The organism is Vibrio casei (assembly GCF_002218025.2).
Taxonomy (GTDB): Bacteria; Pseudomonadota; Gammaproteobacteria; order Enterobacterales; family Vibrionaceae; genus Vibrio; species Vibrio casei.
In genome coordinates, this window is the sequence record NZ_AP018680.1 from 672,117 (window position 1) to 689,246 (window position 17,130).

Sequence of the window (17,130 nt, forward strand, 5' to 3'; positions counted from 1 at the left end):
TTCACGTATAATCTAGGCTCTACCCTAAAAGAGAGTCGATTGTGCTTGAAATAACCCCCTCTAATTTTACTGAACAAGATAAAGAATTTATGCGTAAAGCGATCGAATTGGCTGATATCGCGGAAGAGCATGGTGAAGTGCCTGTGGGCGCGGTATTAGTCAAAGAGGGCAAGATCATTGCCGAAGGGTGGAATGCTTCGATTAGTGAGCATGATGCCACCGCGCATGCGGAAATTGTTACCCTGCGCCAAGCGGGCCAAACATTACAAAACTATCGCCTGCTAGATACCACCCTGTATGTCACCTTAGAGCCTTGTCCTATGTGTGCTGGTGCATTATTGCATAGCCGAGTAGGTCGTATTGTTTTTGGTGCTTATGACTTAAAAGCTGGTGCGGCTGGAACGGTTTTGAATCTATTTGAAAGCCAAGCTTCTTATCATTACGCACAGGTAGAAGGCGGTTTATTAGAAGAAGAATGTCGTCATCAACTACAAGCTTTTTTTAAGCGTCGTCGTAAAGAGATTAAGGCTAAAAAAGTCAATAATAGCAATTGAATAGAGTGATAGAGGGGTTGGGGAATCCCGGTATTAACGTGGATATTATTACCGGCAAACTTGTAATAATGGATAAAGCTTGCCGATTGGTTAGACGTTTGCGGTGGAGACTTTAAATATTAAGCGGGAAACTCATTCCAAAAAACATAACTTCGATGACGCCATAGTACCTGCTTTTTATTATTCGCTAGCATGCGCTTTCTTCGTGTGGAGCTAGATTTACGGTGCAAAAATTTATTGGTGTTTTTTTTCTTAGAGAACATTCTTATGTCTCCTTATTTATCTATGATTGTTTTATTCGTTAGTTAGCCTTTGTAGCTGTTGTTTATGACATGTCGATGACAGTTTTAGCATAGTTTGTTTTTTACAGCTAATGGTATTTCTTCTTATTGAGTGGTTTATTACCCCGCTAAAAAAGGTGAGAATCGATAAAGAGACGCACCTTCTATTTTATACACTCAGCATGAATTTATTATTATATGCTGGTGTATATTTTAATTTTTCTTACCAATATAATGTTAGTTCGGCAGTGAGGTTTCGCTTTCTTCATTATTGGCAACAGCATTACTGATAGCTTGTGTCTCATTTGCTTTGATAATTTGAAAGTCACTATCGGGGTAATTATCTTTTGTTATTTTTTGAGTTTGAGACTCGTACCCTATTATTGTCTGATAATAACGGCGAATATTTTCCACATAATTTTTAGCTTCATCACCTCGAGCAAAACCATAATAGGTATACCGATAAAAGCTAGGTAACCTTAATTTTGGTAATCTTTCTTTTACCTCAGCCCAAGAATCAGGATTCCCTTTCTCTATTCGAGTGATGCGTCTAGCATCCATCATATGTCCGTAACCGACGTTATAGGATGCAAGGGCAAACCAAATTTTCTCGTGTTCAGGAATTGAATCTGGAATACGCTTTATGATTTTTCTTAAGTAATCGACACCACCACGTATTGATTCATTTGGATCTAAACGATTCTCTACCCCCATCATTTTAGCGGTAGAACGAGTGAGCATCATCATGCCTCGTACACCGGTTGGTGATTTGGCGCGAGGGTTCCAATGGGACTCTTGGTATGACAAAGCTGCTATTAAACGCCAATCGAATTCTTTTGAATGCTTTTGAAATAGTTTCTTGTATCTCGGCAGTTTACTGTCTAATGAGCGAATAAAAGCTCGCGTATCGACATAATCAAAACTTTGAATATGACCAAAATATTTTTCTTCTAGGCTTGCTAATTGGCCTGATTGATTGAGATTACCAAAAAATTCAAGCATTAAAGCATAAAGCGCATCGTCATCATTTTTACGAATAAACCATGAAATGGGTTGGTCTTCTGTGACTTCAAAAGCCAAAGCAAGGTTAGGGTGCAAGCGTTGGTTGACTGAAAGCGTGACTGAGTCGACCATTGTGAAGTCAATATTTCCTTCTGATACGGCTTTTAATAAATCCGCTGAATCTGAAACCTTCGTGGTTTTCCACGTTAAATTAGGGTGGGTCTTAGCTATTTCTTTCAAGGTATATTCAAATTGAGAATCTTCGACTACGGTTAACTTACCTTGCTTATCGATGAGTTGTTGTAGGTTCCTTGGTCGCCAAGATCCTTTCTTATAAATTACCTGTTGGCTAACATAATAATAAGAAGGACCTGGGCTATATTTATTGAGGCGTTCCGGTGTATGGCTTAGGCCAGCCGCAACCACATCAACTTCATTGTTATCAAGCGCAGGCAGTAACCCTGTTAAATGATAGGCAGGTTTTATTTCTAATTTAACGCCTAATTCATCAGCAAAACGCTTGGCCAACTCATATTCAAGCCCTGTGGGACCATCAGGGCCAATAAAATAAGACAGCTGATTATTTAATGTCCCTACTCGCAATACGCCGCGTTCTTGGATTTTTTCCAAGTCAGTTTTAGACTCATTGTTTGGTTGACATGCTGTAATTCCCATAAGAACAAGTAGCATGAAAAGAATGCGTTTAAAGTAATAATGAGAGGAAAAGTTAATCAAAAGGTAGTCTCATATAGATATCGAAGGCTACTTTATACCAAATGGTGAACATATCAGCAAAGTTAGTGGGGAATAAAATGAAGAATGTAAACGTTTCAAGCAAAGATAGTATAGTCATGTACTTGAATTTAAACCTTGATTGAATGAGAAAAAAGTATTTAAGCAAAAAATTGCGCAAACGGTTGCTTTGGGTGTTACTTCGGTCACGGATTTACTTTATAATGTGCCGCAAAAGGATAAGGTGAAATTGAAATGGTACCCAGAATATTCATTGAATTATCTGAATGTCATTTCAATATCACTTTTCTTTTTTATAAACAAACAGCCAAAGAGACCTAAGTACATGAGAATTTTGCGTGGTTCACCCGCTTTATCCGAATTTCGTGTCAACAAGCTTTTAGAGCTTTGTCGTGAGTTAAACCTACCTGTATCTGGTATTTATGCTGAGTTTGCACATTTTGCAGATCTAACGACTGAGCTTGATGCTCAAGAAGTTGAAAAGTTAGAAAAACTACTTACGTATGGTCCAACCATCGAAGATCATGAACCTAAAGGTCAACTGCTGTTGACGACTCCTCGCCCTGGCACTATCTCTCCATGGGCATCAAAAGCGACTGATATTGCCCATAACTGCGGCTTGACTAAAGTAAAGCGCCTTGAACGTGGTACGGCTTATTATGTGGAATCCTCGGTTGAATTGTCTGAACTGCAATTATTAGAAGTTAAAGCTCTTTTGCATGATCGAATGATGGAAGTGGTTTTTTCTGATTTTGAACAAGCTGTAGCTTTGTTTAAAGTCGCGCAACCTGCACCGGTTTCAGAAGTGGATTTATTAACTGGTGGTCGCGCTGCGCTTGAAGAGGCGAATGTTACGCTTGGACTTGCTTTGGCAGATGATGAAATTGGTTACTTAGTTGAAAGTTTTACCGAAAAATTAGGCCGTAACCCGACTGATATTGAATTGATGATGTTTGCTCAGGCGAACTCAGAGCATTGCCGCCATAAAATCTTTAACGCAGCTTGGACCATTGATGGTGTGGAACAAGAAAAATCTTTATTCAAGATGATCAAAAACACCATGGAAGTCACACCAGATCACGTTTTATCGGCTTATAAAGATAACGCTGCGGTTATGGTTGGCTCTACCGTTGGACGTTTCTTCCCTGATCCCAAAACACGTCAATATGGTTACACGCAAGAATTAGCACATATCTTGATGAAAGTAGAAACGCATAACCATCCAACGGCTATTTCTCCTTGGCCGGGGGCTTCTACTGGTTCAGGTGGTGAGATTCGTGATGAAGGCGCAACTGGCATTGGTGGCAAACCTAAAGCGGGTTTAGTCGGTTTTTCAGTATCGAATCTTAAAATTCCAAACTTTGTTCAACCTTGGGAAACTGATTTTGGCAAACCAAGTCGTATCGTTACGGCATTGGATATTATGCTTGAAGGTCCACTTGGCGGAGCCGCATTTAACAATGAATTTGGCCGTCCAAATCTATTGGGTTATTTTCGTACTTACGAAGAAAAGGTCAATTCTCATAACGGCGAAGAAATTCGTGGTTACCACAAACCAATCATGCTCGCTGGTGGATTGGGTAATATCCGTGATAAACATGTGCAGAAAAAAGAAATCCCAGTTGGAGCCAGCTTAATTGTGCTTGGTGGCCCAGCGATGAACATCGGTTTAGGTGGCGGCGCAGCATCATCAATGGCATCTGGTCAATCGGCTGAAGATCTTGATTTTGCTTCGGTACAACGTGAAAACCCAGAGATGGAACGACGTTGCCAAGAAGTGATCGACCGTTGTTGGCAGCTTGGGGATGATAATCCAATCGCCTTTATCCACGATGTGGGCGCAGGCGGTATTTCGAATGCATTACCAGAGCTTGTTGATGATGGTGAGCGTGGTGGTATCTTCCAATTGCGTGATGTGCCTAATGATGAGCCGGGAATGAGTCCGTTAGAGATTTGGTGTAATGAATCTCAAGAGCGTTATGTAATGGCAGTTGCGCCTGAAAATATGGCAACGTTTGATGCGATCTGTAAGCGTGAACGTGCACCGTACGCGGTTGTTGGTATTGCGACTGAAGAACGTGAATTGAAACTGGAAGATTCATATTTTGATAATACGCCAATTGATATGCCGATGGATGTTTTGTTAGGTAACACGCCTAAAATGCATCGTGATGCAAAAACATTAAAAGCGAATAACCCAGCGATTGATCGCAGTTGCATTGAATTAAATGAAGCCGTCGATCGTGTATTGCGCCTTCCAACAGTAGCTGAAAAAACGTTCCTCATTACCATTGGTGATCGTTCTGTTACAGGTCTTGTAGCGCGAGATCAAATGGTCGGCCCTTGGCAGATTCCTGTAGCAAACTGCGCCGTTACAGCGGCAAGTTACGATACTTACCACGGTGAAGCAATGTCGTTGGGCGAGCGTACGCCAGTAGCATTACTTGATTTTGGTGCATCAGCGCGTTTAGCGGTAGGTGAAGCCATTACCAATATTGCCGCGACTAATATTGGTGATATTAAACACATTAAACTCTCGGCTAACTGGATGTCTCCTGCTGGCCACCCTGGTGAAGATGCGGGGCTTTATGAGGCGGTAAAAGCGGTCGGTGAAGAACTCTGCCCAGCGCTTGGTTTAACCATTCCGGTCGGTAAAGACTCAATGTCGATGAAAACCAAATGGCAACAAGATGGCGAAGATCGTGAAGTGACCTCGCCATTATCATTAGTTATCACTGCCTTTGCTCGCGTTGACGACGTGCGTAAAACCATCACGCCGGAATTAAAACTTAATAAAGGGGATACCAATCTTATTCTCATTGATTTAGGTAACGGCAAAAATCGTATGGGGGCAACAGCGCTAGCCCAAGTGTATAAGCAGTTAGGTGATAAACCTGCTGATGTGGATAATGCCGAGCAGCTGAAAGGTTTCTACAATGCGATACAAACCTTAGTGGCAAGCAACAAATTATTGGCTTACCACGATAAAGGGGATGGTGGTTTGTTTGTTACATTATCTGAAATGGCATTTGCTGGTCATTGTGGTGTGAAAGCTGATATTGCTAGTTTAGGTTCGGACTCTTTAGCCGCTTTATTTAATGAAGAATTGGGCGCGGTCATTCAAGTTCAAGCTGATGATGTCGAAATGGTTCAATCGGTACTGGCTGAACATGGTTTAATGACATGCTCTCATGTTATTGGTTCGGTTGAAGCATCAGATAGCATTGTGATCACTGACGGTGAGACCGTTGTAGTGGAACGTAACCGTACCGAGCTACGCATGATTTGGGCAGAAACCACCAATAAAATGCAGACCATGCGTGATAACCCTGCGTGTGCAGAGCAAGAACATGCAGCTAAAGCCGATAATAGTGACCCTGGTTTGAATGTTAAGTTAACGTTTGATATTAATGAAGATGTGGCAGCGCCAGCCATTTCTGCGTCGATGATTAATACGGGTAAAAAACCTAAGATGGCGATTTTGCGTGAGCAGGGTGTTAACTCTCATGTTGAAATGGCGGCAGCGTTTGACCGTGCCGGTTTTGCCACTACCGATATTCACATGAGTGACATTTTAACAGGCCAAGCAGTATTAGAAGACTATCAAGGACTTGTAGCGTGTGGTGGTTTCTCTTACGGAGATGTGCTCGGCGCGGGCGAAGGTTGGGCTAAATCAGTACTGTTTAATGATAATGCTCGTGACCAATTTTCTGGCTTCTTCGAACGTCAAGATACGTTCTCACTTGGTGTATGCAATGGCTGTCAGATGTTATCTAACTTGCGTGATCTTATTCCCGGTGCGGATTTATGGCCTCGTTTCGTGCGCAATGAGTCAGAGCGTTTTGAAGCACGCTTTAGCTTAGTAGAAGTGCAAAAATCAGATTCTGTATTCTTTAGTGAAATGGCAGGGTCTCGTATGCCAATCGCGGTTTCTCATGGCGAAGGCCGTGTCGAAGTGCGTGGTAATGAACATCTTCAATCGATTGAAAACTCAGGCACGGTGGCGCTACGTTATGTGGATAATATGGGTAATCCAACTCAACAATATCCAAATAACCCGAATGGTTCTCCAAACGCGATTACTGGTTTAACCACTGACGATGGCCGCGTTACCATTATGATGCCGCACCCTGAGCGAGTATTTCGCACGGTAGCGAACTCATGGCATCCTGAAGATTGGTCTGAAGATAGCCCGTGGATGCGTATGTTCCGTAACGCGCGTAAGCATATTGGTTAAGATATTTCAGCGGCTTTAAAAATGACAAACGGTCACTTCTGTGGCCGTTTTTATTAAATATTAAAAGGATTTATCATTGAATATTTGTTAATAAATAATCAAGTTTTAACATTCCTCATACTTACATAAGCTCATTTATTCATACACTAAAGGGATAGGCGACGTGTTTTAATCACGTTATAGATTATTCCCAGTCATATGGATGGTTGCTATGAAAGTACAATTTAAAAAATCCTTAATATCCGTATTTATTATCAGTGTCGCATTGGTATTGCCTCAAACTGCATTAGCCGGATGGAAATTAGACAATCAACGATCGACCTTGAATTTCGTCACGGTAAAAAATAGTGCAGTGACAGAGGTTCATCAATTTAAAAAATTATCAGGTTTTGTCGATGATAATGGCCAAGTGACGGCTGATATTGATTTAGCCAGTGTGGATACCAATATTAAAATTCGTGATCAGAGAATAAGAGATATGCTCTTTCAGGTTGCGAATTACCCAGAAGCCAACTTAAGTGCAAAACTCAATATTGAACCATTGAAAGCACTGAAGGTGGGGGAATCAATGGTGATGCCTGTCGATTTTGAGCTGGCTTTACATGACAATGTACAGAGGATTACGGCACCAGTGTCTGTTGTTGCATTAGCGGACGGTGGTTTGCAAGTCACAACCATAGAGTCTGTTGTTGTATACGCTAATAAATTCGACCTAGATGGTGGTGTGAAGGCGCTCCAAGAGGTTGCAAACCTCAATGCTATTGCAATGGGTATTCCCGTCAATGCTCAGTTTGTATTTAAACCGGAATAAAGGATGATTCGATGTGAACAATATTTGCATCTTTCTTTGTTTATTTATGCTCTAATGCGCTCCTAATTTAACCCTTGCGCCAGAGCGAATGTTTCACCATGGGGCCGGGTAGGTAACAACAAATGAGTAAAAAATACGATTTCCAACTAGTCGAAAAACGTAATGGTTGGGCAGCAGAGATTATTCGTCAAATCACTTCACGTCGTACTATTGTATCAAAGCGTCAGTTAGGCTTTACGACTGAAGCTGAAGCAAAAGAGTGGGCTGAAAAAGAGCTTGTTGAATTTCAAAAAATTCAGACTGAGCGTAATAAACGTAAGTCAGCGAGCAAGCGTAAAAACGAAGAATAATTGACGACATCGTAATTTGAACACTTTATTTTTGTGTTTTTAAAAATAAGTGCTTTAAGCGGAAATAAAACGGTCACCTTTGAGGTGACCGTTTTTTTTTCTTTTTTCTTTTTTCTTTTCTGATAGTGGAATAATTAAGGTAATTGTTTAACCCATTTTTGCACTTGAGCAAAAGGGTATTGCTCTAATTTTCCATATCCTTCCATTTTATTGGCTTTTAATTGAGCGCTTAAAGGTGTGGCAATACCACATAAAAACCGAGTAATAGCTTCTGATGTTATCGTCCACGATGGTGATCTTTCACTATTTAAAAAAGCGGTTTTATAAGGTGTGACCCAGTATTCGACCTGTACTAATGGAACTTCATCAAGGTAAGGTTTGGGTAATGCTGCGATTTGATTTCGGCATACGCTGCAATGTCCACAAGCATTTGGAACATCATGATCTAAAAAATAAGCTGCAAGCTTTGAGCTTAGGCACGACGGGCTTTCAAATAAATTAATAAGAGTTTGTATTCGGTTTAGATCACCATGTTCTTTTTGCTTGAATAACGTACTGAGATCTTCTGCGAGTGTATTATGATCGAGCTGATTACCGATGACTTGATAGACATCGGTTATTTGTTTACTTTCTAGCTCAATAAGTCCTTGTTCATGAAAATAATCGAGCGCAGCAACGACACGGCTTCGTCCTGCTTGATAACCCATCCATAGAGCATCAAAATCAACACTGCGCCAAGTTCTTGCCACTTTTGAACAACTGAAAATAGCCTGAATGAATTGACGACGTTCGGAATTTTTTTCATCTTCTGGAAAGCGAGCAAGGATATCGATCTCACTAACAATATGTTTGAATCGGTAATCGGCGTAGTAGCTATATTTTGCTTGAATGACCTGTTTGAGTTCTAAATAGACTAATAGGGTTTTAAGCGGTAATTGCCGGATATTGGAATCCCGAGATAATCGTGTAAGCATTACCTCCCATTGACCTGATGAGGTTTGATCATCATAAATAGATTCAAGAACAAAATGGATAGATTGAGGATCGGGCGTATCACCATATACAAAGTTCTCAAGCACGTTAATTCCGGAAGTATTGGCTAAAACGGTACAATAGGATTGCTGACCATCACGCCCTGCTCGACCAATCTCTTGTGAATAATTCTCTATTGATTTGGGGAGATCAAAATGCACTACTCGACGGATATCAGACTTATCTATGCCCATTCCAAAAGCGATAGTAGCAACAATACAAGGTACATTGCCGGACATGAATTGTTGTTGAATGCTTTGTCGTAATTCTGAGTCTAACCCTGCGTGATAGGCCAACGCATTCATTCCGTGTCGTTGTAAATATTGTGCTACTTGTTCGGCAGTGTGTTGCAACGTGACATAAACAATGGTTGGTAATTCAGCTTGAGTACAAAGCAAATCCACTAAGGCTTGTGGTTTATCTTCTTCCTCACAAGGTAGAACACTTAAATCAAGATTAGGACGATAAAATCCTGTTACCGTAATATTAGATTTATCGATGTTAAACTTTTGGCTCATGTCTTCAATAACCGCTGGTGTTGCCGTCGCGGTTAATAATAATACTTGTGGAATATTCAAGCTTTGGCAATAGAAAGGCAGTTTTAAATAATCGGGACGAAAGTTATGTCCCCATTCGGAAATACAGTGTGCTTCATCGACTACAAGCATTGAGATCGGTATTTGTGAGATAAATTGACGAAAGCGTTCATTTTTCAATCGTTCTACTGAAATCATGAGTACTTTGATTTCGCCACTACGAACTTGTTGCATGATTGTGTTGCTGGTTTGTTTATCTTGGCTTGAATCAACCGACGCAGCTGCAATGCCTTTACTATGTAAAAAATCAAGTTGGTCTTTCATCAATGCAAGAAGAGGTGATATGACCAACGTGAGATGAGGTAATATGATAGCAGGGAGTTGATAACACAATGATTTTCCCGATCCTGTAGGGAATATTGCGGCCGCAGACTGGCCCGATAAAATGGTCTCAATGACTTGTTGCTGACCGTGACGTAAATCATCAAAGCCGAAGTATTCTTTCAATGTTTGCTGAATGTGATTCATTGAGTATTTCCGTTTCTCTATCAGAATGACGTATTATGTTACTTTATTTTCACATGATATACCCTTCGTACTTAAAGCCGACGCTTCAATTACTATATCACTATGTGACTTGTGTATTTGGCGAGTTAATTAACACAAAAAGAAGATCTGATGTCTATCAATAAAATGGCGTTACATCAACAAATCACTCATGAATTAACGCAGCGCCATGCTGTGGCAGCATCGGCGACTCAAACGGCTATTGATACTGCGACAGACCAAGAAAACGTACCTGAGCATAAATACGATACCTTGAGTTTAGAGGCCGCTTATTTGGCGCATGGTCAAGCTCAGCGTTTGCAACAATGTGCTGCTGATATTCATAGTTTTAAATCTTCACCAGTGAAAGCATTTCTAGGCACAGATTTGTGTACCATCGGCGCATTAATTAACGTCATTGATGAAATCGGTGTTGATAAATGGTTCTATATTAGTCCAGTTGCTGGAGGGCTGCGTTTTCATTTTGATGGCATATTAATTCAACTTGTTACCCCTGAATCACCATTGGGTAAGGCGTTGATGAAAAATAGAGTGGGGGATGAATTTGAAATGAATATCGCTGAAAATAAGAAAATATATGAGATTGTTACATTACTGTAATAACAAAGGTGAATTATTTCACTTATTGCTGACGCATAAATCATAGTTCTTGCTAATGTTTGGTAAAAGCATTCTTTTTATTTGAATCGACGGTGTTGTTGGACATGTTCACCTGCCGTTTCACTGCAACATCAATACTTTGAGTATAGAATGATAATAATTGAGTCTTTACTCATCTTGAATTAGGTTATTTTTATGAAACGAACATTGTTAGCAACAACCTTAGCTTTGACTTCTTTATCGGTGTGTGCCCAAACACCCCAATGTGATATTCGTATCGATAATGAAATGCACCTGAAAAATGAATCGATTTCGGTTTATCAAGATGGCCAACCCAAAGTGGTGATCGATCAAAATAACCAAGTTTTTATTAATGGTGAAAAGGTTGATCTTAACCAAATTCAACAACAAGAGGTGAAAAATTACCGAGAAAAAGTCAGTACTTATGTGCCTAGAGCGAAACAAATCGCGGATGATGGTGTAAAGCTGGCAAATGAAGTGATTGATGATGTCAGTGCCACGTTTAAGAACCAGGCTGCGTTCGATAATGTGAAACAGGCTATTGGTGATTTTTATTCAGATATAGAGTCTCGTTATTACCAAAATGGTGAATGGGTATTGAAAAAAGATGCGGTAAGTCAAGCGATTACCAATTGGAAAACAGATTCTTCAGCAGCGATGCAACGATTTAATGGCGAATTTTTCTCTAGTGCCTTTACAGTGCTTTCTGACAAAATGAAGGCCGACGGTAGTGTTAACTTAAGTGAATTGCAAAATCAGCTAATTGATTTAAAAGCGAAAGTTGAAAATCGTTTGAAAAATCAATCCTCAGAATTACAAAAAGAAGCCAATGATTATTGTACCGATCTAAAAGGCTTAGCGGTAGATGAGAAAGCTTTACACCAGCAAATACCTGAGCTCAAAGGGTATGAAGTGTTTGTGATTTAAATTAAAAATATGGCATACCAGTAGCGATATTCTTGCCTCATTGACTATATTGTAAATTAATATTAGTGAATGAGGTGAGTCATGGAATATCAATATGATTTTAAACTTTTCGACCAATTGATAACCAATCTTTATTTATCTCCAACTCGTACTGATTACTTCCAACCTTTTTTAGACTCTCTTGTGGAAGCTTTCGACCTTTCCGATGCGATTTTACATGTGGAAAGTAACCAGCCTGATGCCATTGAATTAAAAAGTGTCTGGATTTCTGGCCCTACCTCTAATGCGATTCTAGAGGGGGTAGGACTTAATTTGTTGGATTTGAATTATTTTGGCCATTTTATGCTAAAGCAACCCGTTGAGCATTTTTATGGTTGGATGTTACATCAAGGGCGTTACCCTGATGATTTTGATAATTATCGCTATAAACCGATTCATGACTGGTTTGATAGCCATGATTTTATTGACATTGCAGGTTGTGTCTTTAAATTAGAACATTGTCGTGTTTTTTTTCATGCACATCGGCAAAAAGACGTCGGCGTATTTACTCAAAAAGATATTGCGGCTTTAAATTTTTTGGTCTCGCATATTAAGCAAGCCCTCAATTTATACTTTCACCTGAAATCTGCTGTTTACTCTGAATATGATTATTCCATTTTAGATTTCATTCATCATCCTTCTATTTTATTCCATAAAAATGGCGATGTGTTATATGCCAACGAATCGGCAAAAGGCTTACTTGAGCTCTACGATAATATTGAGTTAACCTCATCAGATTTAAAATTAAATTCGACAGCCAGAACGAACCAACTGAAGACAGCGGTATTAAGAGCAAGTATCGCTAAGCCTGGAGAAGACGATCGGTCTATTATTTCTCTTGATTCGGATCATTACCCCTTAACTTTATTAGTCATGCCCGTAAAGCACCATCGAGGTGCTCATCTATCAGGAGCGATTGTCTATTTTTATGATAGGGAAAGCTCAGCTGTAGTGAATTTGGATACGATTGCACTCATTTTTAATTTAACCAAAATTGAAGTGGCTATTTGTGATCTTATGCTTTTAGGGATACGACGAGAGGACATTGCACAAGAGCTAAACCGATCAATTCATACGGTTAAAGATTATATAAAATCGATTTATTCTAAAGTGGGGGCGAATACTCAAGCGGAGCTGGTTAGCACGCTTTTAAAGTTTCCTGTTTTTCCTATTTAACCCCCCATTTGGGGGGCTGTAATGGTTTTTTTATCAACTATCCTTTCTTTGAGGTTGACATTTCCATGACAAAACAAAGGAAGGTATGGTATGAAAATATTTGGGAAGTATGGGGCATTGATCGCGTGCGGTTTATTGCTTACCGCTTGTGGTAGTGATGACGATGATGCTGCTAAAACCGCGAGTAGTAGCGAGCTATCGACGGGGGTATTTGTAGATGCTGCTGTTGGTGGTGTTGATTATACGACGGCTAGCCAGCAAGGAATCACAAATGAAAAGGGTGAGTTTAACTATACTGAAGGAGAAAATGTCACCTTTTCCATTGGCGATTTGGTTTTTCCTTCAGTGAAAGCGGGCGGAACGATTACGCCCCTTGAAATCGCGAATACGGAAGATATTAATAGCAATAAAGTTATCAATATGATTCGTTTGCTGATCAGTTTGGATAAAGATGGTGATCCTAGCAATGGAATTACCATTACTGAAATGGCTAAAGCCTCTGCCACTGTGGTCAATTTTGACTTACCTGTAGAGGAATTTGCTGTATCCGATGCGGTTGTTGGCGTGATTTCTAATGCTGGGCAAGATACCCCAATACAAGATCTCGTTAGCGTCGAAGCTGCAAAAACTCACTTTCAAAAAACGTTAGATGACATTAAAGAAAGCTCAACCGCATACGCTGACTATGCTGGTATGTATGATCTTTCTGAACATAGTGATGGATTTGGGGAGGTAATCATATTCTACGCTAATGGTTCGTATCTGAGTGTTAGTTATGATGTTGATCCAGAATACTTTGAAGATAACGGTATAGAATACGGTGAATTTAATATTTCGAATGGAAACTTAACCTCAACGATTGAAGTTGATACCAATGGTGGAATAGGCTTAAGTGATCCTGGTACTACTTTTACTGATGTATCGGTAAATGGCGAAACATTAATGATCACGGTTATAGACGAAGAAGAAACAGAAACTCTTAAATTAGTGAAAGCATCATTGACTGAACCATTGATGGGGAGTTGGTTTGCTGAAGATGGAGGTGTAAGCTTTAATTTTATGCCTGATGGTTATTACTATTTAGCTCAAATAGTTGATAGTGAAGCGGCAGAAGGTGAAGACGGTGATATTGGTATTGAAGCTGGAACGTACACTTTTGATTCAGGATTGCTAGCGTTAAGTGCTCCACTTATTGATACATCAGGTGGATCGTTAATGTCGGATGAAGGAAACCTATCTACCATTACATCGTCGACAATCAGTGAGGATGGTCAAACACTCACGATCATTTTAGAGAGTAACGATTCAGAAGAAGGGACGGTTAGTGTTGAATTTACTCGAAAACTGTAAATAAGATTGAAACGAAAAGTGCCAACTAACATGATTAGTTGGCACTTTTTATCTTAAAGGTTTATTGAATATTATTCATTTCTGTTAATTTTTCGCCAATCGGCTTGGAAAAATTGAATCCATCGTATTTATCCCAGTTAATTGACCACGTCATTACGCCACCAAAGTTTGTATAAAGCTTACTTGGTATCACTGTTTCACAATAGGTTCCATAGGTCACACAATCTAACGCATTGGTTATATTTTGTATTGGAGCTTGACCTGAATTTGCTGATTGTGGGCCTGATGGTAAACCAAAGGCAACTTGATCGTCACGAAGTGGCGCAAAGTGAGAGCCATCGGCGAGATCAAAACCTTCGACCAACATCTTGGCGGAAGCAACCATCATATCCACAGAACCTTCTGGCGCAGCTCCAGGTGTATATGGATTAGGTAGCCCCGCATTGTTATACAACTGAACATGTAAGAGATCTAAAGTACTGCGAACTTGATCAATAATTGGTATATAAGCGCCCCAGATTCCCGAATAAGCGACCATACCACCTTGCACATAAGGGTGTTCTGGTGCCATCGTAAGGTATAGATCTCCGCCAATGTTTTGCTCTATTTGTAGCAAGGCTCTGCCCAAACGAGCTTGAATTTGTGAGCCATGGACTAATCCAGAACCGCTTTCTAAATCAATATCTAAGCCATCGAATCCCCATTGATTAATTAGCTCAGTTAAGCTTGAGATGAAGTGTTGCTCATCGAGATCGGTATTTAGGGTTATCGTACCTTCCGCGCCGCCTAAAGATAATACAAAGACTTTACCTTTGGCTTGTAAATCACGCATATCTTGTTTGAACTTCACAGGATCGATAGCTGGGCAACTGCTATGTATGTCTGATTGGAATAAATTAAAGTGCACGGTACCTGTGCTGTTTGGATCGTTATCGGCAAAAGCGATATCAATGATATCCCAGTCATCAGACATTTCTGATAATGGCATTGGGCAGCCGGCTGGATTGACAAAGTTATGCCAGTAACCGATCAGTTTATGTGTTTTCGAACTCTTTTCTATGACATTGACAGAAGCAGAATCAGAGTTCGACTTATTGCCTTGGGTATCGGTAGCCGAACTTGATACTGTATACGCACCAATGGCTGATGGTGTCCAATTGGCTGTGTAAGGAGCAGTTGTATCACTTGCTATGACGACACCATTGACAAGGAAATCCACACTGGTGATGGTTCCTGTCACACTCATTGCTTCAGCCACAAGTTTAATATTTTTACCTAACCCAAAAGACCCACCAGAACTGGGTGATGTTAATTGAGTCACGACAGGTTGATCGCTAACGGTGACTTGAGCTAGTGATTCGACTTGATTGTTTTCATTGTCAGTTGCAATGGCTTTAATCAGGTTTGAACCAATGGTAGAGGCGGTCCATAAGACACTATAAGGTTCTTGTGTATCAACACCTAAGCTAGCATTATTAACAAAAAACTCTACATTAATAATTGTTCCATCGGAATCTAAAGCATCGGCAGAAACATTAATGTCGCTTCCCGCTAATACCACACTTCCATCTTGTGGATTCGTTAATGTCACGCTCGGTGGTGTTGTGCATAACCCTAATCCAGTCCAAGCATCTTGCCAATATTGACCAGTCCCAGGTGCATATGACCAAGCTGCATCGGAAGAGCACCAACCTGCGACATCACAACGGTATTTTTGGTTATCCTTTTGAACCAGTTGGCCTGAATTGTATGCCGTTCCGGCTGAATAGGTTACTAACTCTGCGCACCCGCCTGTTGCAGGTGTATCCACTTGAATGGTGACGTTATTACTTGATGCGGTTGCATCTTTGTCATCGGTGGCTGTTGCTTTGAGTGTATGCTCACCAGAAGTGGCTACCCATTGATGCTCAAAAGGCTCACTGGTGTCGGTTGCAATTAATTGGTTGTCCACATAAAAGTCGACTTGAGCAACATAGCCATCGCTATCAGAAGCGCTTGCGATTAGGGTGATATTATCATTTGGTTGAATGGTATCTTGTGGACTTGGGCTTGTTAAACTAACACTTGGCGCAATGTTGGTACTCGTAGTTTGTGTGCTTATCAAAACCGAGTTAGTGGTGGTTTTACCCTGATCATCACTGGCGACCATGGTGATAGTATCTGTCCCAATGGTTGCTATCCAATCCAATTGGTAAGGTGATGTGATGACTTTCCCTAGAGATGTGTTATTGGCAAAAAATTCCACATAATCAACGCTACCATCAGGATCACTGGCATCTGCCTTTAATGTAATGGTTGAACCTTCGGTTATTTGAGCCTGATTTAAAGGGGAAACAATGGTGAGTGTTGGTGCTTGATTACCATTGGTTGCATCACATTGACCAAGGTTTTTCCATTCTTGCCATGGCCCAGAATAATCGACAGGTGAGTTTCCTTGTGTCCACCACTGTGCTTGATAAGCAGAGTCATTTTGTTGTACCTGTGAACCACCATTATAGGATTGTTCAGGTTGCCAGATAGGTAAAGTGCTACAATCTTGTGCTAAAACCTGTTGGCTTAACAACAAGGCTGTTGTGACGGCACTGTAGAGTAAGGTCCGTTTCATATTTATCTCCCTCTAGAGTATTACATGCAAAAATAGCTGTTTATTAATCTACAAATTTTTATTAAGTAAATAGTTGATAGAGTTGTCTTTATTTGTTTTGTTTTTGTTAGAGGAGTTTTAGTTACGAGTCATATCACCTTGCAGTTATTTCACATCTGATTGTTTGCATTTTTTTTGGATGATTGTCACTTTATTTAATAAAGAAAAGATTAAGGAAAGAAGCGAATGTCTACAATGTTTCTATAGACGGTCGTCTTGATGGTATTTCTTATAGTCAGTGCTAGAGTTA

Annotated in this window: 11 protein-coding genes; 8 read left to right on the plus strand and 3 right to left on the minus strand. The window is 40.3% G+C overall.

All coding sequences use genetic code 11. The features are described 5' to 3' along the window. The first annotated feature begins 38 nt into the window (after window positions 1-38). Complete coding sequence (gene tadA / locus VCASEI_RS03300; protein ID WP_374701000.1) at window positions 39-554, plus strand: tRNA adenosine(34) deaminase TadA; 516 nt, start codon at window positions 39-41, stop codon at window positions 552-554. Window positions 555-1,072: 518 nt separating this feature from the next. Here tadA and mltF read toward each other — a convergent pair. Next, window positions 1,073-2,572, minus strand: a complete 1,500-nt coding sequence (gene mltF / locus VCASEI_RS03305) for a membrane-bound lytic murein transglycosylase MltF (protein ID WP_086961578.1) — start codon at window positions 2,570-2,572, stop codon at window positions 1,073-1,075. A gap of 343 nt (window positions 2,573-2,915) precedes the next feature. Here mltF and purL point away from each other — a divergent pair, with 343 nt between their 5' ends. From purL to VCASEI_RS03320, 3 genes are all read left to right on the plus strand, one after another. After that, window positions 2,916-6,827: a phosphoribosylformylglycinamidine synthase gene (gene purL / locus VCASEI_RS03310; RefSeq protein ID WP_086961715.1), complete on the plus strand. Its 3,912-nt coding sequence runs from the start codon at window positions 2,916-2,918 to the stop codon at window positions 6,825-6,827. A gap of 211 nt (window positions 6,828-7,038) precedes the next feature. Continuing rightward, window positions 7,039-7,638: a YceI family protein gene (locus VCASEI_RS03315; protein WP_162621012.1), complete on the plus strand. Its 600-nt coding sequence runs from the start codon at window positions 7,039-7,041 to the stop codon at window positions 7,636-7,638. Between the two features lie 122 nt (window positions 7,639-7,760). Next, complete coding sequence (locus VCASEI_RS03320; RefSeq protein WP_086961575.1) at window positions 7,761-7,988, plus strand: DUF3622 domain-containing protein; 228 nt, start codon at window positions 7,761-7,763, stop codon at window positions 7,986-7,988. A gap of 134 nt (window positions 7,989-8,122) precedes the next feature. Here VCASEI_RS03320 and VCASEI_RS03325 read toward each other — a convergent pair whose 3' ends face one another. Then, on the minus strand, window positions 8,123-10,084 hold the full coding sequence (locus VCASEI_RS03325) for a RecQ family ATP-dependent DNA helicase (protein ID WP_086961574.1): 1,962 nt from the start codon (window positions 10,082-10,084) through the stop codon (window positions 8,123-8,125). Window positions 10,085-10,234: 150 nt separating this feature from the next. On the opposite strand from VCASEI_RS03325, the gene VCASEI_RS03330 reads away from it, so the two are divergent. The 4 genes from VCASEI_RS03330 (at window position 10,235) to VCASEI_RS03345 (ending at window position 14,236) form a co-directional block, all read left to right on the plus strand. Further along, window positions 10,235-10,723 (plus strand): GreA/GreB family elongation factor, encoded by a 489-nt coding sequence (locus VCASEI_RS03330; RefSeq protein ID WP_226983338.1) that lies wholly within the window; start codon window positions 10,235-10,237, stop codon window positions 10,721-10,723. Between the two features lie 195 nt (window positions 10,724-10,918). After that, on the plus strand, window positions 10,919-11,671 hold the full coding sequence (locus VCASEI_RS03335; protein ID WP_086961572.1) for a DUF2884 family protein: 753 nt from the start codon (window positions 10,919-10,921) through the stop codon (window positions 11,669-11,671). Between the two features lie 81 nt (window positions 11,672-11,752). After that, window positions 11,753-12,886 carry a helix-turn-helix transcriptional regulator gene (locus VCASEI_RS03340; RefSeq protein ID WP_086961570.1) on the plus strand — a complete coding sequence of 378 codons (1,134 nt, stop codon included), beginning with the start codon at window positions 11,753-11,755 and terminating at the stop codon, window positions 12,884-12,886. Window positions 12,887-12,976: 90 nt separating this feature from the next. Next, window positions 12,977-14,236 (plus strand): hypothetical protein, encoded by a 1,260-nt coding sequence (locus tag VCASEI_RS03345; RefSeq protein WP_086961568.1) that lies wholly within the window; start codon window positions 12,977-12,979, stop codon window positions 14,234-14,236. Window positions 14,237-14,297: 61 nt separating this feature from the next. On the opposite strand, the gene VCASEI_RS03350 is transcribed toward VCASEI_RS03345, so the two are convergent. Next, on the minus strand, window positions 14,298-16,841 hold the full coding sequence (locus VCASEI_RS03350; protein WP_086961566.1) for an Ig-like domain-containing protein: 2,544 nt from the start codon (window positions 16,839-16,841) through the stop codon (window positions 14,298-14,300). Window positions 16,842-17,130 lie beyond the last annotated feature (289 nt).